This window comes from Sporosarcina oncorhynchi (genome assembly GCF_033304615.1).
GTDB classification, from domain to species: domain Bacteria; phylum Bacillota; class Bacilli; order Bacillales_A; family Planococcaceae; genus Sporosarcina; species Sporosarcina oncorhynchi.
Window position 1 is genome coordinate 802765 of sequence record NZ_CP129118.1, and the last position, 25284, is coordinate 828048.

At 41.4% G+C, this 25284-nt stretch carries 23 protein-coding genes; 17 read left to right on the top strand and 6 right to left on the bottom strand.

What is annotated here, in order from left to right:
• Position 1 precedes the first annotated feature (1 nt).
• Genes QWT69_RS03720 through QWT69_RS03780 form a run of 13 tightly spaced genes read left to right on the top strand, consistent with a single transcriptional unit; the run spans position 2 to position 10398 of the window.
• Positions 2-1348 carry a TadA family conjugal transfer-associated ATPase gene (locus tag QWT69_RS03720; RefSeq protein ID WP_317970887.1) on the top strand — a complete coding sequence of 449 codons (1347 nt, stop codon included), beginning with the start codon at positions 2-4 and terminating at the stop codon, positions 1346-1348.
• Positions 1345-2271: a type II secretion system F family protein gene (locus QWT69_RS03725; protein ID WP_317969097.1), complete on the top strand. Its 927-nt coding sequence runs from the start codon at positions 1345-1347 to the stop codon at positions 2269-2271. The genes QWT69_RS03720 and QWT69_RS03725 overlap by 4 nt, the downstream gene beginning before the upstream one ends.
• 4 nt (positions 2272-2275) lie before the next feature.
• The gene (locus tag QWT69_RS03730) at positions 2276-3208 is read left to right on the top strand and encodes a type II secretion system F family protein (protein ID WP_317969099.1); all 933 of its coding nucleotides are present in this window, start codon (positions 2276-2278) and stop codon (positions 3206-3208) included.
• Between the two features lie 30 nt (positions 3209-3238).
• Positions 3239-3448, top strand: coding sequence for a hypothetical protein (locus QWT69_RS03735; protein WP_317969101.1), 210 nt, complete (start codon positions 3239-3241; stop codon positions 3446-3448).
• A gap of 28 nt (positions 3449-3476) precedes the next feature.
• The gene (locus tag QWT69_RS03740; RefSeq protein ID WP_317969103.1) at positions 3477-4904 is read left to right on the top strand and encodes a vWA domain-containing protein; all 1428 of its coding nucleotides are present in this window, start codon (positions 3477-3479) and stop codon (positions 4902-4904) included.
• A gap of 15 nt (positions 4905-4919) precedes the next feature.
• Positions 4920-6710: a hypothetical protein gene (locus QWT69_RS03745; RefSeq protein WP_317969105.1), complete on the top strand. Its 1791-nt coding sequence runs from the start codon at positions 4920-4922 to the stop codon at positions 6708-6710.
• A gap of 3 nt (positions 6711-6713) precedes the next feature.
• Positions 6714-7310, top strand: a complete 597-nt coding sequence (locus QWT69_RS03750) for a hypothetical protein (protein WP_317969107.1) — start codon at positions 6714-6716, stop codon at positions 7308-7310.
• Positions 7307-7654 (top strand): hypothetical protein, encoded by a 348-nt coding sequence (locus QWT69_RS03755; RefSeq protein WP_317969112.1) that lies wholly within the window; start codon positions 7307-7309, stop codon positions 7652-7654. Before QWT69_RS03750 ends, QWT69_RS03755 begins: the two co-directional genes overlap by 4 nt.
• The gene (locus QWT69_RS03760; RefSeq protein WP_317969114.1) at positions 7651-8310 is read left to right on the top strand and encodes a hypothetical protein; all 660 of its coding nucleotides are present in this window, start codon (positions 7651-7653) and stop codon (positions 8308-8310) included. Before QWT69_RS03755 ends, QWT69_RS03760 begins: the two co-directional genes overlap by 4 nt.
• Entirely contained in the window at positions 8307-8714 is a 408-nt protein-coding gene (locus QWT69_RS03765) for a DUF4234 domain-containing protein (RefSeq protein ID WP_317969116.1), read from the top strand. The genes QWT69_RS03760 and QWT69_RS03765 overlap by 4 nt, the downstream gene beginning before the upstream one ends.
• Before the next feature lie 57 nt (positions 8715-8771).
• Complete coding sequence (locus QWT69_RS03770) at positions 8772-9125, top strand: pilus assembly protein (protein WP_317969118.1); 354 nt, start codon at positions 8772-8774, stop codon at positions 9123-9125.
• The gene (locus QWT69_RS03775; RefSeq protein ID WP_317969120.1) at positions 9122-9769 is read left to right on the top strand and encodes a pilus assembly protein TadG-related protein; all 648 of its coding nucleotides are present in this window, start codon (positions 9122-9124) and stop codon (positions 9767-9769) included. The genes QWT69_RS03770 and QWT69_RS03775 overlap by 4 nt, the downstream gene beginning before the upstream one ends.
• Positions 9770-9801: 32 nt before the next feature.
• Positions 9802-10398, top strand: a complete 597-nt coding sequence (locus QWT69_RS03780; protein WP_317969122.1) for a hypothetical protein — start codon at positions 9802-9804, stop codon at positions 10396-10398.
• 320 nt (positions 10399-10718) lie between these two features.
• On the opposite strand, the gene QWT69_RS03785 is transcribed toward QWT69_RS03780, so the two are convergent.
• Positions 10719-11624 (bottom strand): hypothetical protein, encoded by a 906-nt coding sequence (locus tag QWT69_RS03785; RefSeq protein WP_317969124.1) that lies wholly within the window; start codon positions 11622-11624, stop codon positions 10719-10721.
• Between the two features lie 164 nt (positions 11625-11788).
• Between QWT69_RS03785 and QWT69_RS03790 the strand changes: the two genes are divergently transcribed.
• Entirely contained in the window at positions 11789-13225 is a 1437-nt protein-coding gene (locus tag QWT69_RS03790) for a DDE-type integrase/transposase/recombinase (RefSeq protein ID WP_317966486.1), read from the top strand.
• Between the two features lie 379 nt (positions 13226-13604).
• On the opposite strand, the gene QWT69_RS03795 is transcribed toward QWT69_RS03790, so the two are convergent.
• From QWT69_RS03795 to QWT69_RS03815, 5 genes are all read right to left on the bottom strand, one after another.
• Complete coding sequence (locus QWT69_RS03795) at positions 13605-14537, bottom strand: LCP family glycopolymer transferase (protein ID WP_317969126.1); 933 nt, start codon at positions 14535-14537, stop codon at positions 13605-13607.
• A 210-nt stretch (positions 14538-14747) separates the two neighbouring features.
• Positions 14748-15902 carry a polysaccharide deacetylase family protein gene (locus tag QWT69_RS03800; protein ID WP_317969128.1) on the bottom strand — a complete coding sequence of 385 codons (1155 nt, stop codon included), beginning with the start codon at positions 15900-15902 and terminating at the stop codon, positions 14748-14750.
• Between the two features lie 86 nt (positions 15903-15988).
• Positions 15989-18289 (bottom strand): S-layer homology domain-containing protein, encoded by a 2301-nt coding sequence (locus QWT69_RS03805; protein WP_317969130.1) that lies wholly within the window; start codon positions 18287-18289, stop codon positions 15989-15991.
• Between the two features lie 17 nt (positions 18290-18306).
• Positions 18307-19773 (bottom strand): S-layer homology domain-containing protein, encoded by a 1467-nt coding sequence (locus tag QWT69_RS03810; protein WP_317969132.1) that lies wholly within the window; start codon positions 19771-19773, stop codon positions 18307-18309.
• A 68-nt stretch (positions 19774-19841) separates the two neighbouring features.
• Positions 19842-21518: a hypothetical protein gene (locus QWT69_RS03815; protein ID WP_317969134.1), complete on the bottom strand. Its 1677-nt coding sequence runs from the start codon at positions 21516-21518 to the stop codon at positions 19842-19844.
• A gap of 163 nt (positions 21519-21681) precedes the next feature.
• Between QWT69_RS03815 and QWT69_RS03820 the strand changes: the two genes are divergently transcribed.
• Genes QWT69_RS03820 through QWT69_RS03830 form a run of 3 tightly spaced genes read left to right on the top strand, consistent with a single transcriptional unit; the run spans position 21682 to position 25163 of the window.
• Positions 21682-22683, top strand: coding sequence for a TAXI family TRAP transporter solute-binding subunit (locus QWT69_RS03820; protein WP_431312314.1), 1002 nt, complete (start codon positions 21682-21684; stop codon positions 22681-22683).
• Positions 22670-23143, top strand: coding sequence for a DUF1850 domain-containing protein (locus QWT69_RS03825; protein ID WP_317969138.1), 474 nt, complete (start codon positions 22670-22672; stop codon positions 23141-23143). The genes QWT69_RS03820 and QWT69_RS03825 overlap by 14 nt, the downstream gene beginning before the upstream one ends.
• A 22-nt stretch (positions 23144-23165) precedes the next feature.
• Entirely contained in the window at positions 23166-25163 is a 1998-nt protein-coding gene (locus tag QWT69_RS03830; protein WP_317970889.1) for a TRAP transporter permease, read from the top strand.
• Positions 25164-25284 lie beyond the last annotated feature (121 nt).

Here is a 25284-nt window from a genome sequence, read left to right on the forward strand (position 1 = left end):
GGTGAGTTCATTATTCGACCGTCGTAAAGAAAAATTAGCGAATAAACATACTGCGAATTATCAGTATGAAAATCATCTCGTAGATGAATTAGTGGATCACTATAAAGCCAGATTGCTTCGAGATACGAATCTAGAAGCTTTAACCCAGCTATCTCAAGGGGAAATGAGACTTCGTATAGAGCAATATGTCTCCCATTTCATGTCTGAAGAAAGAGTGATTATCTCTAGAAATGATAAGGAGCTGTTAATCACCAGAATTTTGGATGAAGCAGTGGGGTATGGGCCTCTAGAGCCACTTATCAAAGACCCTACGATTACAGAGATTCTTATCAACGGTTTCAATGAAGTCTATATAGAAAGATTAGGAAGACTTGAAATGGTGGATGTCTCATTCAGGGATGATGAACACGTACGTCATATTGTCGATCGAATTGTTGCTCCTTTAGGAAGGCGTGTCGACGAAAGCTCCCCGATGGTTGACGCAAGATTACCAGACGGCAGCCGGGTTAACGCGGTTATCGCTCCCGTCAGTTTGTCCGGGACGCTCGTCTCCATCCGGAAGTTTCGTGAAGATCCGTTTAAAATCGAAGACTTATTAGAGTTAGGCTCTCTTAGTGAACCCATGGCTGAGTTTCTGCATGGTGTTGTCAAAGGAAAGAAAAATGTCCTCATTTCTGGCGGAACGGGTTCGGGTAAAACGACACTGTTAAATGTGGTTGCGACTTCAATCCCGAACGGAGAACGTGTCATTACAATTGAGGACTCGGCCGAATTACGTTTAGATCGACCGAATGTGGTCGGTATGGAAGCGCGTCCAGCTAACGTCGAAGGCAAGGGAGAAGTGACCATTCGGAATCTAGTGCGGAATGCTCTCCGTATGCGTCCTGATCGGATTATTGTCGGTGAAGTTCGAAGCGGCGAAGCTTTCGACATGCTTCAAGCGATGAATACGGGCCATGAAGGCTCTTTGACGACAGTCCATGCCAACTCGCCGACAGATGCGATGCGACGTGTGGAGTCAATGGTCATCATGGCAGGAATGGATCTGCCATCAACTGTAATCCGGGAGTATATTGCCGGGGCACTAGATATTATTATCCAAGCGACTCGTTTAACGGATGGTACGAGAAAGATTGTTTCAATTTCTGAAGTCCAAAAAAGTGATGATGGCACACATCGAATCGTTGAAATCTTTAAATTCAAAAGAACTGCGATGCTAGAGGACGGGAAGATAGAAGGTTACTTTACAGCAACCGGTGAAGTTCCTGCATGCCTGGAGCAATTACGTACTTTTGGTGTGAAAATGGATGAAAGTAGCTTCACTAAGTCTGAAGGTGTTCATGTATGAAAGAAGCGTTTATTGCAGCACTAGCCGTATTTGTCTTCTTGATTGCACTTTACTTTCTATTGGATTATCGGAAGAGAAAAAAGGAATGGCGCAAAGACGTTCAGAACTTTTATTTGGATGGGGAAAAGCGAAAGAGCATTATCGTACTCATTGGTACCAAGTTTGACGAGACACAAACAGCAAAGGAAATGGAACCGAAACTGTCGAACGCCAATATTCCTTTTACCCCTTCCGAATTTATTGGTGCGATGATTGTCGCCTATATGGGTGTAGTATTTGGCTTAGTGAACTTCTTTCAACTTTCATTGCTTCCCGCGTTGCTCGTCGGCCTATTGCTCATTGAAGGATCAAGAAGACTGTTGTTCATTTTACGAAAAAACAAGAAAAAACAAATGTTAATCGATCAATTGCCGGAAATTTGTAGAGTGCTCGCAAATTCGACAAGGTCAGGTATGACACTCAATCAAGGGATTCAACTCATTACACAAGATATTAGTGAGCCGGCTAAAAGTGAGTTTAAAAGATTGGCACATGAATTGTCATTAGGTATCGAATTTTCAACGGTCATTCGAGCAATGGAAAAAAGAGTGGATCATAAGGAATTCCAATTATTTACGGCTACCCTTCTTATCCAAAAAAAAGCCGGTGGAAATCTTTCGGCTGTCCTGGATGAAATGAGCCAAACACTCGATGAACGAATGCTGCTCAAGCAGGAAGTAAAAACAATGACGGCTGAACAAAAATATGTGTCAACACTCATTCCGCTCATTCCGATTTTTTTGGTACTTATGATGAACAACATTATTGATGGCTTCCTTGATCCTTTATTTAGCGGCATTGGGTTGATCCTACTAGCATTTTTCTTATGTGGGACAATCTTGACTTTTGTCATCGTGCGAAAAATTACAAATATCAGGGTGTGAGTGCGTGGATGGGATCATTGCTTTGTTTGTCGTGTTAGTCATCGTGACGATAGGAATATCATTACGGTCATTTTATGTCTTTTTGAACGAAAAAAGAGAGTTACATGAAGAAATCAGTGAATCGGTTTTTGACGATAATTGGAGTGAAAAAAAGAAGTCACGTAAAGAGAAAGTCTTGGGAAAAATCTTTAAGTTTGCGGATGACTTTACCGATTTAGGTCAACGGGTCAATTTCTTCAGTGAAAATAATGAAGTGAAAATGTATTTAACACAAGCCGGTTATCCATATGGATTAACAGTTGAGCGCTTTCAGGGTTTAAAGATGTTTATGTTAATTGCAGGTTTTTTCCTTGGCGGAATTCTTTTTATTCTACAATTTCCATTTTCGCAGTTCATGTTGATTTTAATGCCAATTGCAGGTTTTGGAGGTACAGTGCTCTGGTTGAGAGGGAAAGCTAAAAAAAGGCAAGAAGAAATTTCGTATCAATTGCCAGACTTTCTCGATACGATGAGCGTCACGCTCCAAGCGGGTGTTGCTATGGATCAGGCGTTAAGGGATATTGTCCATTATTTCGAAGGCCCTGTAAAAGAAGAGTTTGGTCGCTTCATTCAAGAACTAAGCGTTGGTGTTCCGCGTACAGAAGCCTATAAATCATTACTAGAACGTAATGATAGTAAAGAATTTCAGATGCTTATCAAGTCACTTATTCAAGGTGAACGTCTCGGAGTACCGATAGCCGATACATTTAAACAACAAGCCGCAGAGATGAGGAAGTTAAAGAAAGAGTTGGTCAAGGAGAAGGCAGCCAAAGCTTCACCGAAAGTAACTCTAGTAACAACTTTCCTAATTCTACCGTCTGCACTCGTCCTAATCGGAGGCTTGATGATTATAAATATATTCAACGAGAACAAAGGGATTTTTGATTTATTTAATTAAAATATAGTAAAAACAAAGGAGAGAGTTAGAATGAAAGAAAAATTGATGGTGGCTTGGACGAAAATGATGTTTCCTGTAAAGAACGAAAGAGGAGCACAATCGCTTGAATGGCTTGGAATTGCAGCTTTGCTTATTTTAGTACTTGGAATCATTTCGACTGCATTAAGTGGTGAAAAGGATAATATCGGTAAAGTGGTTACGAATATCATTTCCAAAATTAGTGGGATGGTAGGGGGTTAATATATTTCACGATTGAAAAGGAGCAGCTATGAATAAAAATAAATATAGTGCATTCATTTTCATGCTTTTACTCCTTTTAATAGTAACGGCATGTAGTGATAACAAGAATAATAAAAATGAAGAAGTTAACACAGATGGGACTGCAATATCAGATCCTACTGATAACAATAAAGAAGATGAAAATTCACTCGATGATGAGGAAGCTGTGGATGATTCTAAGGAAGACGTAGCTGATGAGATTACTGCGGCTCCGCTTCCTCAATCATTGGCGGAACTTGAAGAATTGCCTGCAGGATATACAGAATATATATCTATCCTTGATGAAGAAGGGCAGAAAAAGATCGATGAATTGACAGCGCATTTACCCGATATTTCGGGTGAACCTTCCCAAAATCAATTGGATCATTATTACAATGGGTTGCTGGCGGTGTTTCAGCAAGACTTTAATGGTCCGGATGAGTTGATTGCTAAATTGAAATTCCAATCGATTGGTAGTCCTGATATTGATAACCCACGAATGCAATTCAAGGAGAATATGAATGTTCTCGTCATTTTGGATGGCTCAGGCAGTATGGGACAAAATATTGGCGGTCAAACGCAAATGGAAGCGGCGAAAAAAGCAATCGTCCAGTTCGTCGAAAACTTGCCGAAGGAAGCGAATGTCGGTCTTCGTGTCTACGGACATAAGGGCACTGGAAGCAAAGCCGATAAAGCAATGTCTTGCTCAAGTAGTGATCTGCTTTATGAACTAAAGCCATATGAAAAAGGAACATTTAAAGAGGCTCTTGATCAAGTGAAGCCTGCAGGTTGGACACCAACTGAACTTGCCATTACAGAAGCACAGAAAGATTTGGCGAATTTTGACGGTGAAAATAACACAAATATCGTCTACCTCGTTAGTGACGGGATATCAACATGCGATGATGATCCTGTAACTGCCGCGAAAGCCCTATATGATTCCGATATCACACCGATTATCAATGTCATCGGTTTCAATGTCGATAATGATGGGCAACGCCAATTGAAAGAAGTTGCTAAAGCAGTTGAAGGAACGTATCAAGATGTCCAAGATGCGACATCCCTCCAAAAAGAGTTAGATCAAGCAACTGAAATTGCGAATCAATGGGCCTCGTGGAAAGAGAAGGAGGCCAGTAGCCTGGAACATCAAAAGCTGCAAAAGGGATTGGATATATTCGGGTATGATACCGATGAATTCAAGAAAAATGTAGACGAACGACAACAAGTTGGCTTTACATTGCAGTATCTCTATCAGACTAAAAAAATCATGTCGCAGGAAAGTCATGATTATCTCCGAACAAAAAATACAGACTATCATGACTGGATACAATCGCAATTGGATGCGCTTAAAGCGGATCTAAAGAATATGAATGAAATGCAGTTTACAGAAGCTATTGAAGCATTAGAGGAAAAATACTTAAAAAACACTCCTGACTAAGAAAGGAGCAAGATTTTGAAGAGTAGACAAATGAGGAAAGCATTTGCCATCTTTATGCTGTCAATCATTTTATCCTGGTCGATATTGCCTAGTATAGCAATGGCCGGCTGGTTGACACCTGGACAACCAATCGATGTAACAGATCCAATCACTGGAGGAGAAGCAATCACGGGTGGAGAATCGTTCTCAGGTCAGTTCATGACACCTGGTGAAGTGTTTACCTACGGTTCGTCTTACAAAGGGAATTTCCCACCCATTTCAGGAACGATAATTGTTCCTGTACATGCAGTAAATAATGGGCTCTTTTTAATACCAAGCACATTAAATGGAACAGAATACGGGGAGTTTCTTAAAAACACTACCGCCATTACTGGCGGTGAAGCCATAACCGGCGGCGAAGGTCCAACTGGCGGCGAAGGTCCAACGGGTGGCAAAGGTCCGAATGGCGGCGAAGGTCCAACGGGTGGCGAAGGTCCGAATGGCGGCGAAGGTCCAACGGGTGGCAAAAGTCCAACGGGTGGCGAAGGTCCGAACGGCGGCGAAGGTCCAAACGGTGGCGATGGCCCGAACGGTGGCAAAGGTACAACGGGTGGCGATGGCCCGAACGGTGGGGATGGCCCGAATGGCGGCGAAGGTCCGAATGGTGGCGATGGCCCGAATGGTGGCGAAGGTCCGAATGGTGGCGATGGCCCGAATGGTGGCGATGGCCCGAATGGTGGCGAAGGTCCGAACGGTGGTGAAGGTCCAAACGGTGGCGATGGCCCGAATGGTGGCGAAGGTCCAAACGGTGGCGATGGCCCGAATGGCGGCGAAGGTCCAAACGACGGTGATGGCTCGAACGGCGGACAAGGCCCATCAGCAGGAACTGGCCCAGGTGGAAATTCTACTGATTCCGGTGATGGAACTTCCGGCAATGTGACCGGAGGAGGGCCGACGATTGACGGACTGATCGCAACACATGGCATCGCTAAAAAAGTCAAATCATGGAATGGTAAACGAAAAAGCTATTTAAAATTGTTCGACGGTATATTGGCTACGGCAGCTGGCTTCAGAGTTACAGATACAAAGTCCGCAACAGGTAATAGAAATATGGTTCGTATTGATGGTAAAGCGAAAGTTATGAAGGGTGATAATCTCTTCAGCAATTGGGTGAACAAGCGCTATTCCAACTATCTCGGTTCCTTTGATAACCGGAAAGATGTTGTAAAAGGTGATAGTAAAGGGGAGTATAAGCGGAAATGGTATGATTATAAAAAGAGGACACACAATGACGCAACCTATGTTCCACGCAATGGAGAAATAAGACAAAAATTTACGCAAGGATTTTTGAAGGAAGTAACTTCTCCAAAAAGGGTTGTCAAGGAAATCAAAACCTATTTGAAAACCAACTGGGTGCCAAATAAGGATTTCTTTAAGCCTAGTACAATGATAAAAGGAAATGGTCTGACCAATGTCGTTTTAAGTGTTGGGACCCGGCTCATCGAAAATCACAATGATCCGTCAAGAACAGGGACGGATTTGGCCGCTGGAATAACAACGGATGTCATGGTTGGCACTGCATCGACTATAGTGAGTGCTACTGCGGGATGGGCAGCATCAGCAATGACAGCTGCTGCAGTAGGAAGTGTGGTTCCAGGTGTTGGTACAGTTGTCGGAGCGATAGTAGGTATTGGGCTTGGCATTGCAACCCAAACAAAATGGGGCAAAGCGGCAACTAAAAAAATTGAGGCTGGCGTAAAGTATGTCTTTGAAGGTGCGAAAAATATTGGAAAGAGCCTATTTAAAAAGTTTGGTTGGGGGTCATAATTAATGGGGAATCCATTTAAGGCAATGATAATGGGATATTTTTTACCGCTATTAGCGGCAGGCATTGTGTCTATTGTGCCAGATTACGACGTGCTGTTTGTAAAATGGGCAGCAGCGATTTTTGTCATATTATTGGTGATGCCGATTGTATTATCATTTCGATTCCCATCAAATAAGCAGAAAGCGTATCGATTGACACTTATGTTTCAATTGTACGCTTTCACCTTCTTTTTCACTTTCCCTATGCTGAAAATGGTGAAGGACAACATCCTATTTCAATTTCTGTTAATCATTGTATTCATTAGTATTTACTATTTAGCCAGATATGACCAACAAAGGGAAGTGCCAATCGTTTATCCGGATGAAGATAAGGAGAAAAAATGGATTGCATATGTCTACTATGCAATTCCGATTTTGCTAATCATCCTTGGATTCGGAGGAAACTATATCATTACACGCACGGCGTTCCAGATATTCGGAGATGAATTCATGTTTCCGTATCTTTCCTTCATACTTTATCTACTTTCTTGCTGGCTCCTTTTCTTGTTAAGCTCTGTAGCATATAAATCCTTTGTAAAGGAGGGGTATTTGGAGAAATGAAATACGTTCAAGTGTTAGGGATTGTAACAATCGCAATGATTATATTCAGCTTTGTCATGGTTCTTGTAGTTCCGCATTATTTGATTCATTCAATCATTGTTATGGTCTTCTCGTATGGTTTGTTAGGGTTTCTCTCACGTTCATTTCATTTTCCGTACTTTTCCGCCTACATGTTGGCATGTGCATTAGTTGTCATTAATATTTTGTTTTCCCATTTCATCTTCGGTATTCCTTTACTATTTGAACCGGATATTGCACTCTTTAGCTTTGTAAATGCGGGAGCAATAGTCCTTGCAAGTGTATTCATTTTCAGGAAGATTGAGGCAAGGAGGTCCTATAGTTGAGAGAAGCGATGCAATATTATAATGAACAATTACTAAAGATTGTTGCCTATGGAATTATAGTTATGGTGCCTTCTTGGCTACTATTTTCAAATTATAGTTTGCTCCTTATTTCCGTCGATTGGGCTGGCAGTGAAAACCTCGTTACAGTTTTGTTGAATATTCTTATGTTCGTCATTTTTGTACGTCCACTTTTTTCATTATATAAAAGAGTAAGTGTCAGTGAAGAATTGGAATTCAAAGAGATGTTCAAGGAATTCATCTGGTCAATCGGGCCTCTTTTGGTAGTGGGATCTTTCATTTCGGCATTAGTATACGGAGGGATTTTCGTATTCTATATTCCTGGAATCCTGATTGCGCCGATATTATTTATTTTGCCGTTTATGTATAGTGATAAAATTTCCATTCGCAAATGGATTCAAACATCTGTCGATTTCTACATAACCAATTTCGTCCAAGTGTGGGTGCAAATTATTCTTTGGGTATCTATCGTGACATTGGTATGGTCAGGCGTGCTCTATTTGACATCTTTTTTAGAAATGAGTTATGACGCATACAATATAACACGGATGGTTTTCTCGCTAGTCATTTTTCCTTTTATAATATTCTCGTTGTCCGACAAGTTTTTAAGTATGACAGGAGAGGTGGAAGAGGTATGAATGACCTGACATTTAAAAAGACAAATACTGCTCTCACAGTATTGTTGACGAATGTGACGTTTGGAGTCTATGTTCCATATTGGTTTATCTCACGTAGAGATTCGATAAGCCAGCTAGGAAAAGAGGAAGTGAATTATAACTGGTTGAAATTCCTCTTCGTCTCATATGCGTTCCTTGCATTCTATTTTATAATAGGAGGCGCTTTCCTAACCGAGATGGGTACTGATTTTGTCGATACCTTTAATATTATCATTACTTTCATCGGTCTTGGAATAACGTACTATTCTGTTTTCCGTGTTGCTGAGGCGATTGAAAGAATGACTGAGGACAAAGTTTTTAACCGGGTACTATTAATTTTATTTCATATTTGGTATTTGCAGTACAAAATCAATCGAATGGAATGAAAGAAAGGAGTGATTACGCTGAAGAAGTTCAAATTGATCAGGAATGAAAAGGGTTCCATGAGCATTGAATTTTTGGGGATTCTTCCTTTTTACTTTTTATTCTTTTTATTGCTATGGCAAGTTGTAGCATCAGGATATGCAGTGCTAAGTCTAAAGTCAGCTGCGAATGATGGTGCACAAGTATATGCACTGACAGGTAATTATAATGATGCAGTTGAAACTGTAAATGAATCGATCGGTAGTAGCAACTTAATCAGTAATGTTGCTGTCTCTGTTCCTCCTGCTGGAAATGGATTATTTGAATTGAGCATTTCAGCAAAACATCCTCTCGTATTCATTCCGGAAAAGTGGAAGTCGACGATGTCCGTACCAATCAGTTCAAAGGCTACAGGTAAGGTGATGTTAAATTGAAGTTGCTAACAAATGAAAAAGGAAGTGGCATGGTCTATAGTTTGTGGATCATGCTCGTTTCAATTGTCATCGTTGTCATCGTTGTGAATATTGGAAAAGTATATGCCGTTAAACAGCAAGCCGCCACAGCCACACAACAGGCGGCTTTAGCAGGCACTTCAGTATTGGTGAATGCAACAAAAAAAGGTATTGAAGCGTTTGATAGTCATGAAGAATCTGCGGAACAAAAAGAAGCTGATGATGGAAAATCTATAAGCGAGTTGGTAGAAGAAAAAACGCGAGCAAATCGACAAGCGGGTGAACCGAGGAGTAGTGCATATATTCATGCGTTAAATGAGGTATTACCTGAAAAAATTGCGGATTATAGTTTGTTGAACGAAATAATCTCACTACATGTCAACAGTGTTAGCTCTACATTCACAAGCACTATCAATAAAGTAGTTAGAGATAATAATGGAAATAAAGAACGTATTACTGTAACGTTAGCATTACCTGACTATAGAGTCGAAGTGAAAGCGGATGTTACGTATGATTCGATAACAGATAGTAACCAAACTTATATGGAGTCGATCACTAAAGACATTCCTCAAAAAGGATATGGGCCTTCTTTAATTTATTTGAAAGGCATTACTATCGCCGATTGAAGAATTAAGAAGAAAATTAGGGGGATTTCGATATGATTTCAGAGCCCGTCAAGAAGGAAGAAGTTGCGGAAAAGAGAATCGGATTTACAGTAGTATTGCATGTCTTCATGATTGTCGTTGCGAGTGCCTACCCAGAAGGGGAATTTTTTTTATGGCTAACAATCGGCTTAGTAGCTGAAGCGCTTATTGTTTTTCGTATACTTTTATTGTGGAAGCGCTATAAACACTATACGAAAAGATATTACACACTCCAAGTATATTGGATGTTAACAGGTGCTGCTATTTATGCAGTTATACCTTTTGTGAGAGTTACTTATAGTACTGCTTATTTTGCTATTATGCTAGTTGGTACATTGTTGCTATTTTTATTAGGATATAGTAGTAGATCGTGGCTGGCAAAAGTATTCCTTAATCCTAAGAAGATCAATTTACTGAGGATGTTGCCCATCGTTCTATTTGTGATTATCATGATTGGCCTTTTCACAATGGCAGTCCTCCAGGTAAAAGAGATGCATCCGAATGTTGGGCTTAGCGTATTTCTGTATATGTTAGGCGCATTTTTATTATTCGTGGCCGGTCCGTTTTCAATGACAGAGGAGCGTTTGGAAGAACTTAAAAATGCAGATTGATCGAATTGAGTGGCGTTTCTTTTTCAAAAGTCGAAAGTGGTTCACCTATGTCTATTATCCAATCCCGGCAGTGCTCACATTTTTTGGATTCAATGGGAATCATATTGTCATGAGGTATTTTTTTGAAAGATTTGGAGATGCTATAATGTTTCCTTATATGTCTATCATCATATACATCTTCTCATGCTGGTTGTTGTTCCTATTCAGTTCACTGGCCTATAAATCGCATGTAAAGGAAGGATTTCTAGAGAAGTGATAAGGAAAGGAACTTCAAATGCAAACGAATGCCGCTGGATTAACTCCGACGGCATTTCTTGTGTTTACTCTCTAACCGGCACATAAATTCCACTATCTACTGCATGCTTAAAGTTTCCGTCTACAGGAATGAGCAGGAATTCCGATTGTTCCGCTCCACTCTCTTCACTTCGATAAATGAGCAAGTGGTCGTTGTCCTCCATATGGAACAGCTCTGTATCGGAGTTACTATCTTTGTAGTGCTCACCGGGGAATGCTTTTGTGATTTTTGCCAGATCTTCTTTATCTGCCTCAACAGTCATTGCATACAGTTTGTGTTGATAGTAGGTGATTTGCATCCCGTCTTCCGCGTATGTATGCACCGTTTCATCTAGCAAATGGACGTCGTCTGCAGTAGAGTTATCGGGATCCGGATTTCCCCAGAATGCTTTTGTCGTTGCTGGCGTATCGGCAAACGTCAAGCCATTTATATAAATCTTCCCGTCATTTATACTAAAAAGTTCTGGTTTTTCGGCAGCAATCTTTTTGTATACGCCAGATAAATTCAGGTTCTTATCACACTCTGTTCCGTTCAGCTCGACAGTCACCTCAGAACCGTTCAAACTCAACTCACCAGCACAATCCTTATCCGTTACCGTAATAGCCGCTAGATCGTTCTCAGCAGTTCCTTTTCCCTCGAATTTCTCTTCAGCAAGCAATGTATTTTCCCAATCTTTCTTCTCTGCGCTAAGTAAAACGGTGAATTCAGCTTCTTGCTGGTCAAATATCGTTAAAGTTCCTTCGATTTCATCGTCAATGAAAACATAGTTGCCTTCCCAATCGGTGTATTCCACTTGAGCATTATCCGATTCCTCAACTTCCGTTGTTTCTATAGGTTTCTCCGTAGTCACATCAGCTTCTTTCGTATTTTCGGAACATCCTCCTACAAGCAAAACAAGTGTAAATAATGATGCTGCGATTCTTTTATTCATAAATATACCCTCTTTTCTATTGAGTTATTGTCAAAACTTCTATAGTAAAAAGCTAATAAATCCTTATAGATTATGGGTTTCAATAAAAAAAACTTGCCACCCCCTAAATTCTACGGATAATTGAGGTTACCAGACACCCAACATCCAGAATAGGAAGTGACAAGTTGTACCCTCAATTATTAGCTTATTTACTTCAATATATCAAGTACCAGCACACAATTATTATTACGTTACTTACGGTAGTGCTTGGAAAGGCCGTCGGGAGTGTGCGGCCCGATGAGCCTGTAGACAAGCCTTATCGAAAACTTCAGATTGATGAGCTTCCCGTTCTGGAGAAACTCGAGAAGCTGTCCTTTCAGGACTTATTGGATGATTATTTTAAAGCCCATGGGAAGTCTCTAAAACCCGTCCAGCGACGAAAGAATGCCAAATCGAGCGTTCCTGAAAAGCTGTGCTGTCCGCGGTGTAGTGCTCCATCCAGCTACCTGTATGCGAACAACGGAGACAAAGGGCAATTCCAATGTAAAGTCTGCGGATGCCTCTTTAATAAACAAAGCCGGTATCTGAAGGAAGCCATCCTCAAATGTCCCCACTGCTTAAAAACACTTGAAAAAGTAAAAGAACGAAAGGACTTCGACGTTTTCAAATGTAAGAACAATGACTGTTCCTATTACCAAAAGAAGTTGCGCCAAATGACACAAGCAGAAAAGAAACGATTCAAGGAAGATCCCCAGGCCTTCAAAGTTCGGTATATTTACCGTCAGTTTCAATTCGATTTCAAACCGATGGCAGATGCGTCCCCGGTTCAACCTAAGGTGGATCTCTCCAGGATCTATGTGTCTTCACACACACTCGGGCTCATTCTTACGTACCACGTAAACTATGGCATCTCCGCACGGAAGACCGCAGCGCTGATGAGAGACGTTCATAACGTGCATATTTCTCATCAAAGTGTGCTGAACTACATGAACAGTGTTGCGTTGACGGTGAAGCCTTTTGTGGATAATTTCCCGTACGAGTTGTCTGATCAGTTCTGTGGGGATGAAACCTACATCCGTGTAAACGGGCGCTGGCATTACATCTTCTTCTTTTTCGATGCCGCTAAGAAGGTCATCCTGTCCTATCGGACTTCACCGAATCGGGACACCTTTTCAGCGATTCGCGCCCTGGATGATATGTTCAGGAAGATGAAGACCATTCCAGAGAACTTGAACATCGTGGTGGACGGAAACCCTATCTACCTGTTGGCCCAACAATTCTTTGCGCAACACGATATCCATTTTGATGTGACACGTGTAATCGGGCTGACAAACGAAGACCCTGTGTCAACTGAATATCGTCCATTGAAGCAAATCATCGAGCGTTTGAACCGGACATTTAAAGGGAACTACCGCGCCACCCATGGCTTTGGTTCCGAAGATGGATCGGTTTCTCACGTGACGCTGTTTGTCGCGTACTTCAACTTTCTCCGTCCTCATTCATCCTTGGAAGGCCGGGTACCTGTGATTGTCCCAGAATTGAAGGAAATGCCTCACATGCCCGCTCGATGGACGAAACTGATTGAACTATCGCAACAGTGGCTGACCGAGAATGCCAGCTGACTTTTTGTTTAGCTGAGCTTTTGGGAACATCGTGAATCGAGCAATCGGCGAAGCGAACTCTTGACAAACCGAACGGAGAAAAAGGTTAAAATTGGTTAAAGTCAAGGGCTATTTGTCATGTCTTCTTTTTGTCCCCTTCGCCCTTGGTGCACACTACGCAACCTTTTTCGACTGTTTGTCAAGAGCGATTGCGGTACATGGCCGACGACTTACTGTAGTGCGAGTCGCGAATTTGAGTTTTCATAGAAATTTTGACACTACCTCTATTGAATACATGACTCTCTTATCAATGGTACGAAAGATTCTATGAAATTGTTTCAAAAAGCGTCATCAATAGAAAAAATCCCATTGGACAATTGGGATTAATAAATGATTACAGTCATTCAGTCTTCAGGTGAGTTTGTAGTTCTTTTTGAATAGCCTGCAGCTCTTCGGTGTCCATTTCAAAATACCAGACACCGTCCTTCCATAATCCATGGCCCGCATTTATGGGAATTTGCTCAATCGATTTGATAGCATCCCGGTAATTTTTCTGCACGTCGATCATTTCGTCAACAGTCATATTCGTGCGAATGTTTTTGCCTAATGTGCTGAAAATACGTTTGAATTTCACTAGCCCTTGGATGGAGGCGCCTTTTTGGAGAATGCCTTGTACAACTTGCTTTTGGCGGTCCTGCCTTCCGAAATCGCCTCGTGGATCCTCTTTTCGCATACGCACAAATGTCAGTGCCTCATCACCAGTAAGTGAAATATCCCCTGTAGCAAATGAGTAATCATCTACGTTGAAATCGAAAGGGTTATAGACAGTTACACCGCCAAGCACATCAATGATTTCTTTGAAACTTTCCATATTTACTTGGACGACATAGTCAATTGGGATATCGAGAAAATGTTCCACACTTGCAAGGGACATGTCAATTCCACCGAAAGCATACGCATGATTCAATTTGTCGACTCTATCCTTACCAACAATTTCACTTCGTGTATCACGGGGGATACTCAGCATCTTTGTTGTTTGCAAAGTGTGATTTACAGCGAGGACAATCATTGTGTCTGACCTGCCTACATCCCCTTCGCGTTCATCGACGCCAAGAACAAGAACGGAAAAGGGATCTTTGTCGATAAATGTAATCGGATCTTCCCGCTTTTCGGAAATTGTCCGCTCCATTGGCTCGTGAATCTCTTTCGCGGTCTCTGTCAGTTCATTCACAAAAAACAGGGCATAGACCACTAGTGTGAGCAAAAGAATACCCGTGATTCCCCCAGCCCACAACATAAATTTTTTATAGGGTTTCTTCGTAGGTTCCGTCATCTATACTCTCCTGAAAAGTACTTGGCACACAACTCTCTTCCTAGTAGCAGTTTACGCAAATGGACAATCGATTAGACGTGGCAGGACTTGATGTATGTGAAGAATAGCTATGAAAAATTGTAGTCGATTGTGCAAAGCAGGCAGCAAAATTCAGCAATTTAAATAAAAGAAGCCCGCATTCGCCATGTTATGCGAAGTGCGGGCAACTCTTTACATGCCATTCAATTTATTGGCGAAATCTTGCACCGTCATATCGGAATGGACACGTTGACGATTCAAATCAAGCAAATGATCTCCTTGATGGACATTGCCTTCATTAATCGTGAAGGCAATGGAAATATCCGTGTCTTGCAACGCTAACAATGTTTGGGGTCCATACTTGCCATATGGATAGGCAAGAGCTGTAACTTTATGGCCGTTTCCAATGATTTTTTCTATCTGTTCACTAGCTTCTTCTAAATCGGATGCAATGGAAAAACGCGATTCCGATTGCAAATAGCTTAACCCAGTCATGCTGTTGAACATATGGTAGGCATGCGTATGATTCTGATAGGAGAAGACATCAGCTGTTTCTGAAATATGCTCAGAAGATACCATTCCGGGTCGGTCAATCCTACTAGTAATTAGGAAAGATGTCGCCTTGAAACCATGCCTTTTCAAAATAGGATAAGCTAAATCGATTGTGGAATCGTATCCATCATCAAATGTAATTAAGACAGACTTTTTAGGAAGCTTTAACTTACCGTCCACCCATAATTCCATTTGACGCGGAGTGATCGTTGTCCAACCATTCTTTTTCAAATAAGCCATCTGTTCAGCAAATTTGTCTACTTCTAATACAGAGACATTGTCGCCAACTTTTGTTTTGACGAGATCATGATACATGAGAACTGGGATGCCGGCATCGACAATAATATCTTTTTTATTAACATAAGCGGTCTTACCGCCAAAATTGATGGGATAAAAGCCTCGTTGCTCACGTTGCATATGGATTGTTAAGTTCGGTTGAATATGACCAATTTCTTTACCCGCATTCGGCGTATTATAAATTTTCACTGGCTTTTTCGTTTCAGCTTTGACAGGATAAGCGCCTTTGAAAGATCCAAAGCTGCTTTTTACCGTTTTCGCGCGTTGCTTGGAGAACTTAACATCTTCTCCTGCGATGACAGTATGATAAAATTTACCGGATTCCTTTGTGATGGAAGCTGTTGTCCCTTTCGAAAAAACCGCCACTTTATCCGCTTTATAAAATACTGGCGTTGTTTCTGTGATTTTTACAGTCGGAACGACAGCTGCATCGGATGTTGTTGGCATTGGAGCGAACACGAGCAATAGTAGCAATGTATAGATAACAAACCTTTTCAAAACCATTTCCCCTTTGATGCATTCAGTTGAATGTCTCGATGAAGCCTTTGGAGATTATCTTCATATCTCCAAAGGCTTTTCTTTTTTTATTTGATAGGTACCGTCTTTATCGCTCCGACTTGTTTGTTATCCCTGTCGTACGCGATAAATTGCGCTGATGTGTATAGATGATAATTGGCGATTTCATCTTTGCCGATGATGAATCGATAATTATTATGTCCACGATGGACCAATTCATAATCGATATTCCCTTTATTTGAGTTAAAGCGTACGACCACTTTTGCGATTTGTCCGCAACCTTCACGTAGATCTGTCTCCATAACAACTTGAGAAGATGTTGCCGTGACGGAAGAATTTTCAAACAGCATACTCGCTGAGGAGCAAGTTAACGCTTTTTCTCCACAAGTGATTTCTTTAAGAATGGACTGGTAGACAAGACCAAGCTCAATGCTATCTGTAATATGGTAATAGGTACCGCCTGTTTCTTTTGCAATCTGCTTTAGAAGAGGACTGTTCAAATTCTTTTCTTTGCCAAGCCCGATTGTGTAAACAACAATTCCATCTCTTTTAGCATGATCTAATGCCGACTTTATGGATGATTCGCTAGACTTGCCATCTGTTACTAAAATTGCAGCTTTGTTAGCAGAAGGTGTCATCCTGTTGAAAGCATCATTCATTCCTGCGCCTATATTCGTGCCACCGGAATGTCCAACCTGCTTTAAATAAGGTGGAACGATATACCATTGATCCGTAATTATATGTTGTGAAGAGGAATTGAATTTAACGGCAATATTTCGTTCTGCCTGTAAATTGTTAATGAATCCCTGTGTTTTAGTAATTCTCAATTTTTTAGGGTCATTCTGTTTCATACTTCCTGACGAATCAATAATAAACGCCATTTCGGGAATTTCATTTGAACAGATCGCATCTGTTCTCAAGAAGCCGTCATGAGTGATGTCCACACTATGCGTTTCGTTAATGACTCCAGTCAACTCCGCCGGGTATAACGAATTATAAGGAATGACTTCTGCAATGATTTCACCGCGTATCGGGTCAACCGAATCGCTATGAATTACATACGCTGTTGCTACCCCAAATGCAAAGGATGGTGAATAGGTTGTTAGCTGAATCCCTGAAGTCGAACGAAGATTTACATATCCTCTGAAATTACGTACAACTTCACCTCCAGGAAATGCAACAGTAGCAACAACTTTTTCACGCTCAATTATTGTTCCATTTTGTGTATAGCGTTCGGGAACAATCTCAAGTCTAACTTCAGCTTTCGGAACATAATCCAAATTCACAGTGACATTCTGATTAGCACAGTTTATATAGCTAGATCCATTGCCCTGTACTAATTCAAATGTAAGTGTATCTTTTAAATAAGTTTTTGATTTTGGCGCTGTCACTTTGACAGTAACGTCAGGTCCATCTGTACCTGTCATAATAGACGTTTTATATGGATACCAGTGATTGTTAGGCGAGTTTTGCTCGTACTTTTCACCGTCACCTTCCAAAATAGCTCCTGCACTTGAAGTCACACGCACTGACAGCGAACGGTCATAAGGAATCGTATTGCCGTTGCAGTCTTTAAATGAAACCGTAACATACGTTGAGTCAACACCATTGGCGATCAATTCGCTTTTGTCAATATCCACTTCATTAGATGCACCTGGGTTACTAACAACAGGTGGCTTCGAAGGTTTATTATTCGTAGGGAAGTGCACTGTTCCATCGTCATCAAAGCTTGAAGGTAATGGGAACTTGCCGTTGTCTTTTCCAGATGCACGTTTTTTCAATCCGACAATTTCGCACGATCCATTCATCGATACGTTGCGTAGCAAGTCCACAGCTTCTGCACGTGTCAATGAATCGTCAGGACTGAAATCTTTCCATGTGTTCTTGCCAGTTCGTCCAGTCGCTAAATCTTCCGTGTACATGTAATATACAGCTTGCTTTTTATCTAAATCAAAGCCTTTATATGCCGCAATGATTTGAGCTGCAGATGAACGCTTTATCGACCAATCTTTTGCGAACGAGCGATTCTGTCCATCTAATGGAATATTCTTTCCTGACAAGTACCAGTAGTTCCCGGAAGCTTTATGCTGTCCAGGCTCAGCCGGGAATGAATCAGGTGAAGAGCAATCCAACCGAACGAGCATTGTCACGAGTTGCGCTTCTGTAATCGGCTTATCCGGACCGAAAGTGCCGTCCGGATAGCCTTTCGTCAAACCTTGATCATATGCCCAGTTCACTGATTCAAAAGCCCAATGTCCAGGCTTCACATCTTTGAACTGACGAGCAGCATTAACCGGCGTAGTTGATGCTGAAATTAGTAGTACAATGAGCATTACTACCATACTTAGAAACTTACCTGTTGATTGCATTGCAGTTCACGCCTTTCTTAATCAAAGAAGAGAATGTCATCTCGATAATTTTGTTTCAAATCATTTTCCAAGAAATCGAGGAACCGGCTTGTGAGTGCAGCAGCATGTGCACGAGTTAACGGCTGCTGTGGATTAAACCGATTGAATTCATCACCCGAAACAAGTCCAAGTTCCGTAGCTACATAAACGCTGTCTTTCGCCCAATCTGAAATCTTATGATCATCTACAAATTGAGTCCGGAATCCAGGACTTGGCGCGCGACCTTCCATTCCGAGTGCGCGGACTAGTATTGCAACCGCTTGTACGCGTGTGATAGGACCATCGGGATTGAAAATATCGGGTGTCACTCCTGTAATGATGCCTTTTTCTACAGCACTTTCAATGTATGGATAGTCCTTTTCTTTTACATTCAAGTCTTTAAAAATGGCTTTTTTTACAACCTTTTTCTTCTTTGGATCTTCCAACACACGGATGTCTACTGCTTTCAAAATGCCGACTGTATACTGATACCGTTTCATTGGTGTATTCGGTGAGAAGAACTGTGTAGATTCATCGAAAACGCCTAATGAGTATAATTTTTCAATATGATCCTTCGCCCAATGTTTATTTAAATCACGGAACTTAGGCACGATAAGGCGTTCAATTTTCGGTGTACTTTTTTTGTTTAAGTTTTTTGTGCCTGCGCCGGCAGGAGATGGTAAGTTGTATTTGTATTCGCTGATCATGTTTGATTCACTAATAACTGCATGTCCACCTGTGAAACTTGAAAGGGAAGGATCATGCGGTTCGTATTGAAGAATACGACTTTTACTGTCAGACGTTCTGCTTGTAACAAATCCTGATTGAGTATTACCGTATGGATCTTTAGGATAAACGATTTCGTAATCGATGAGTTGTGTTTCAGTAGCACCCCAGAAGTTTTCATACCCCATATTTCGAACTGTAAAATGAACAGTTAGTAGTTTTTCTTCTTTGGAACTACCATATTTCACTTTGTAAATTTTTCTGCCGAGTGCATTTCCTGAATAATAATCTGAGGCAGGGAGGTTATCAATGACAGTACCGTGCGTGAACTGGTAATCATCCAATGTATAAGTGGACTTGTCAGCAAGCGTCACTTTTTCAGAGAAGCTTTTGACAACCGCATTTGAAGTTGTTTGGCTTTTATCTTGATGATTATCAAGATCCGCTATATACGATACACTTCTCGTTAATTTGTCTCCACCATCACTTGCCAATGTAAATCGGTATGTAGACGTCATCTGTCCTTTATTCTCTTTTTCGGTAATTGTAGCTTTACCTTTGAATAAAATCGGTCTGTCTGCTAAAAAGAAATATTCTTCATATGTATATTCATTTGAAACACCGCCGTTATAATCAGGGGGCTTTGCCTCTGCTTTAGGAGAGACGAGTATAACGGAAAGAAGAATAATACCTAGTGGAATTAGTTGCTTGTGAACGTAAGTTTTGAAAAACGATTTCATAATTGGTTAAATCCATCCTTTTTTATAAAAGTTCAAGCGGCACATATACCGCTTGAACTTTCTTATTTTTAATCTACAAACAGAAAACGTCCTTTGACAGAGGATTCATGCAAGATATATAGTCTGTCATTCGGTTTAAGTTCCTTTGCTGAAATAACTTTTCCATTACGGATAATTGTGGCTTGCTCGATATCCATGTGATAAATTTTCCCTGCTTCATTCCACGAGCCACCTGACCAGCGGCTGACATTCTCGACGCTTATTATTGCAGGGGTTGAAGGATTGACAGTTGCAAGGCGACCGACGGATATGAGGTCGGCGGCTTTATAATAGAAGGAACTCTTCGTACCGTCTACTAAATGCATGGCGACAATATTTCCGTCTTTCACATAGAAATAGCCATATCTATTCATATATTTGTACAGCTTTAAATCTCGTTGCGGGATTATATCTAGCACATAGTTATACCTGTCTTCAACTGCGATTGTATCATTGCTGAATGTGTAAGAATTAGATGGCGTGTACGTCCAATTTCCATCTGCCAACTCTGAGCTGTCAGCTAGCGTTAGCCCGTACGTACCGACGGAACTGATCTTGCCGAAGTAGATTTCATAACCGCTTAAATTCGGACTACGGAACCCGTCGTTTGCAATATGGATCACATTCGCATAGCGGCTCTTCGTCAAACCGTCTGTGAGAATAAACGCCGTTCCTGCAGCTTGAAGGCTAGCTGGTTCGATCAGGCGTCCATTACGAACGAGTATCGTTCCGTCATGATAGAAGAATGTACCGGAACTACGTAATTGGACTTCTTTTCGTTTGGTATTTACAGAAGCCATCTCTTCGTTGAACGTCCGTTCGTTCTCTTTTTGGATGACCATCTTTTCAACAATCTCTGTACCGAATTTCTTTACGGTGACAAAATGGACTTCATTGCCAGCGTAGTATCGTAGACGGTCAGAGGATATCTGTTCGTTGCCTACATATATGGGCGTTTGCGTAGAGTATGTATAGCTGCTTGTACTGTTATCATACTTTTTTGCGCGCCAATGCCAGTTTTCAAATATCTTTTCATCTTTTAATGAAATTTTATGATTCGACTGGTCGATGCGAAGAATCGTTCCCTTATATAGTCCTTCGACTTGAACGCCTTGTTCGATGACTTCTACACTATCCAAACGATTCGTATCGTATTGGGAATACGAGAGTTTCACCCGGTCGCCTTCATAAACAAGGCTTACATCACGGTACGTCTTTCCTTTAAAGAATGTTGTGTTTGTTGTGATGAAAGATGTCTTGTCTTTCCCATCATCCATCTTGATAGTCAGGAACTTCCCGTGGCGGTCCAACTGTGTCACAAAACCATATACCGCTTTATCACGTTCGTTGATTGCACCGGAAAGTCCGTCTTCGGTCTTGCCTCGCAATGCTTTCACACGGCGTAAATTGATGTCCGCTTCCACTTCCATGCCGAGTTTGAAAGCATTAATTTTAACAATTCGTCCATCAACGGATAAGTGCGCGAACTTATCAATATTCAACGTAATTGTCCGGCCTTGCGTGTTCTGGATCGTGATGTCTTTCAATCTTTGCTCGCTTGTATTCTTATCGATTTGCACTTCATCATAAGTGACTCCTACAAACGTCCCTTTGACAGGTGCACTTGCTTCGACTGCAAGTGCCGGAAATAATGCAGAACTAACCAATAGGAAAATAGCGAGTGATAGTATGTATTTCTTTAACACAGGGGCACCTCCTAAAATGCGTTTTATGTCTATTTGTTATATCGGTCTAATGACTTCGAATGTTAGCAGTATCTTCATATAAAGCATGATTCGAGAAGCCATCTTGATTTTAAAAAAAGTATTCATGTAAGATTGAACAAGTTATTAGACAATAGCGGAAAGGATGATTTATATGAAATTAAGAAAGTATGGACTATTGTTTGCAAGCGCTTTAATTAGTGCTTCAATTTTAGGAGCATGTGGAGATTCGAAGAAAGACGGGGGAAGTTCAGATGGCAATAAAGACGCTGACGGCCTCGATACGAAAATCGTAACGATTGCGACGGGTGGATCATCTGGCCCATATAATATTATCGGAACAACATTGGCGAACGAGTTCTCCAAAGAATTTGGTATTAACTCCAAGCCACAATCAACTGGTGCTTCTGTAGAAAACATCAACTTGATTAAAGAAGGTAAAGTGGAAATGGCATTTGTCATGAGTGACGTATTGACAGAAGCTGTTGAAGGTACTGGTAACTTCACTGAAGCTACTGACAAAGTGCAACAAATTGCAGCCCTTTATCCGAACTACGTTCAAATCGTGACGACTGCAAATTCAGGCATCAAAACGATTGAGGATTTGAAAGGCAAGCGCGTTGCAGTTGGCGATCAGAACTCAGGTGTAGAAGTAAATGCGCGTAACCTACTTGCTGGTTTCGGCATTACGTATGATGATCTTAAAGTAGACTATCTTGGATATGCTGAAGCGGCTGACGGCCTTAAATCGGGAAGTATTGATGCAGCATTCCTTACAAGCGGTCTTCCGAATTCATCTGTTATGGAATTAGCAGCTAGTATTGACCTTGCAATTGTTTCAGTGGATCCTGACAAAGTGACAGAGATTTCAAAAGATCAGCCGTACTTCGTCGGAATGGACATACCTGCAGACACTTACGGGAATGCTGAAGACGTACCGACAGCAGCGATTATGAACGCACTTGTTGTTAGCAGTGAAATGAGTGAAGATGACGTATACAAATTGACTAAGAAATTCTTTGACAGCTTAGGAGATCTAGGAAACTCTCATCAGGCTGCAACTGATATTTCTCTTGAAGGTGCACAAAAAGGCATGGTAGCGCCTGTTCACCCTGGAGCTCAAAAGTACTACGATGAGCAGAAGTAAGATTATCCTAAGTGGGAGCATGTTAATCATGCTCCTGCTTTCTCTATTTATCATCAGAATTCCTACCATTCAAGTGGATTATTCGGATAGTCGTTTTTATTTGAAAGATGATCGATTTGACCTTGGCTGGATTCACTCTGTTGAAAAAGAACCGTGGTTTGAATCATATGAACGGAATGAAGATGCACTTCTTTTGACAAGTACAAAATTCAAGACGTTCGGAGCAGGGGTTCCATCTTCTGCCCAAGTCACAAAATCCGATGACGGTTTTGTACATATGATTGTCAATGAACCGATTGATGAACTATTGCTAGCTGTTTCTAGAAATGTTCAAACGACGATGTATACGGAAAACAATCAAATTGCTTTATATGAACTCGTTGATGATTATGACACCGTTTTCATACATGTCGAACGGGTATCCTTATGGAATTTATTAAGAGGTGAAAAAATTGACTAAGCTAGAGAATAACAAAGAAACAATCGGACATACGGAGGCGTTGACGGAAGAACAACAAGCCGAGCTGCTCGAAAAGTTTGATACAGAATCAAAAGTGCGAAAGTTTTCTGGAAAGAGAGTGGCCTTCTTTGTTTCTGCTATCGCAATTCTGTATTCCCTCTTCCATCTTTACATCACATTCTATCCAATGCCGGCTCTTCAGCAGCGGGCAGTTCACGTAGCGATTGGTATCTCCCTAATCTTCTTAATTTACCCGACGTACAGTAGGCAAGATCGAAGCCGGGTTGCAATTTACGATTGGCTGTTATTCATTTTAGGACTTATGACAGCGGGTTATCTGATTAAAGAATATACCGCGATTGTTACAACACGTGGTGGAATTCCAAATACATTGGATATCATTATGGCGATTTTGACAGTGGTTTTAATTTTGGAAGCGGCGCGCCGTGTAACAGGCTGGATCCTTCCAATATTGGCTCTCGCATTTTTGTCTTATCCATTCTTTAGTCATATGAACTGGGTGCCAACACTTATGGCGACACGTAAATATGACTTGGGTGATATTTTCGGCCAGATGTATTTGAAGACGGAAGGACTTTATTCCACTGCAATTGGGGCCTCTGTATCGTTCATTTTCTTGTTCATCCTGTTTGGTGCCTTTTTGGCGAAATCAGGGATGGGTCAGTTTTTCAATGATTTGGCGCTTGCACTAGCAGGCCATAAGCAAGGTGGACCTGCGAAGGTGGCAGTAATCTCCAGTGGTTTCATGGGCAGTATTAATGGAGCAGCTGTAGCAAACGTTGTTGGAACCGGCGCATTTACAATTCCAATGATGAAACGTGTCGGCTATTCTAAGAACTTTGCTGGAGCAGTAGAAGCAAGTGCTTCTGTCGGTGGCCAGATTTTACCACCGATCATGGGAGCGAGTGCATTTATCATGGCGGAAACAACCGGTGTGAAGTACGGGACAATCGCTTTAGCGGCGTTGATCCCAGCAGTTCTTTATTTCCTTGCCGTTATTATGCAAGTGCATTTCCGTGCTGGAAAAGATAATTTAAAAGGGATTCCAAAAGCAGATCTACCCCGTGTGAAAGAAGTGATGAAAGAACGCGGCCATCTTTTGCTTCCGATTGTCTATTTAATTTTCTTGCTCTACCGTAATGTGCCGATTGGGCATGCTGCATTTTATACAATTGTAGCGACGGTTTTAGTTGCTATGCTAAGAAAGTCGACGAGAATGTCCTTTAAGGATATTTTAGGAGCTTTGGACAGCGGTGCACGCCAGTCACTTTCTGTAATGGTCGCCTGTGCTGTTGTTGGAATTATTATCGGAGTTGTTAGTTTGACGAGCTTCGGTAACGTCATGACTTCGTCCATTGCAAGCCTAGGGGCAGGTTCGTTGCTACTTACTTTGTTCTTTACAATGATTGCATCAATGATTCTAGGAATGGGTCTACCTTCCATCCCTGCTTATATCATTACAGCAACAATGGCGGCACCTGCTTTGGCAGCGTTTGACATTCCAATTCTCGTTGCGCATATGTTCGTCTTTTACTTCGGTATTTTCGCGAATATTACACCACCGGTCGCACTTGCAGCATTTGCAGGCGCGGGTATTTCCGGAGGGGATCCGATGAAGACCGGATTCACGGCGCTGAAACTTTCGGCTGCCGGATTCCTCATTCCATATATGTTCGTCTATAATCCTGCGATGCTTATGATCGATACAACTGGCATTGCGACAAATGCACGCGAATTCCCTGTGGCGGCAACCATGGACATTGCGATGATCACGATAACAGCGATCATTGGAATTATTGCGTTGAGTGCCGCAATCGAAGGCTATTTCAAAACAAATGTGAATCCATTATGGCGAATTGTCCTTGCGGCAGGTGCGCTAATGATGATCATTCCTGAATCGATTACGGATATTGTTGGCGTCATCATTGTGGCTGCAATGTTTGCGTTAAACTATATGCGAAATCGTAAAGAGCAGGAACAAATAGTCCAAGTGAAATAAATGGATATTCATACAGAACATCTTTGATTATCATGATCAGAGGTGTTCTGTTTTTTATTATTTTCAGAGTACTAGAGACAAAGGTCCGAAAAAAGAAGTATACTGATAGAAAATCGAATTG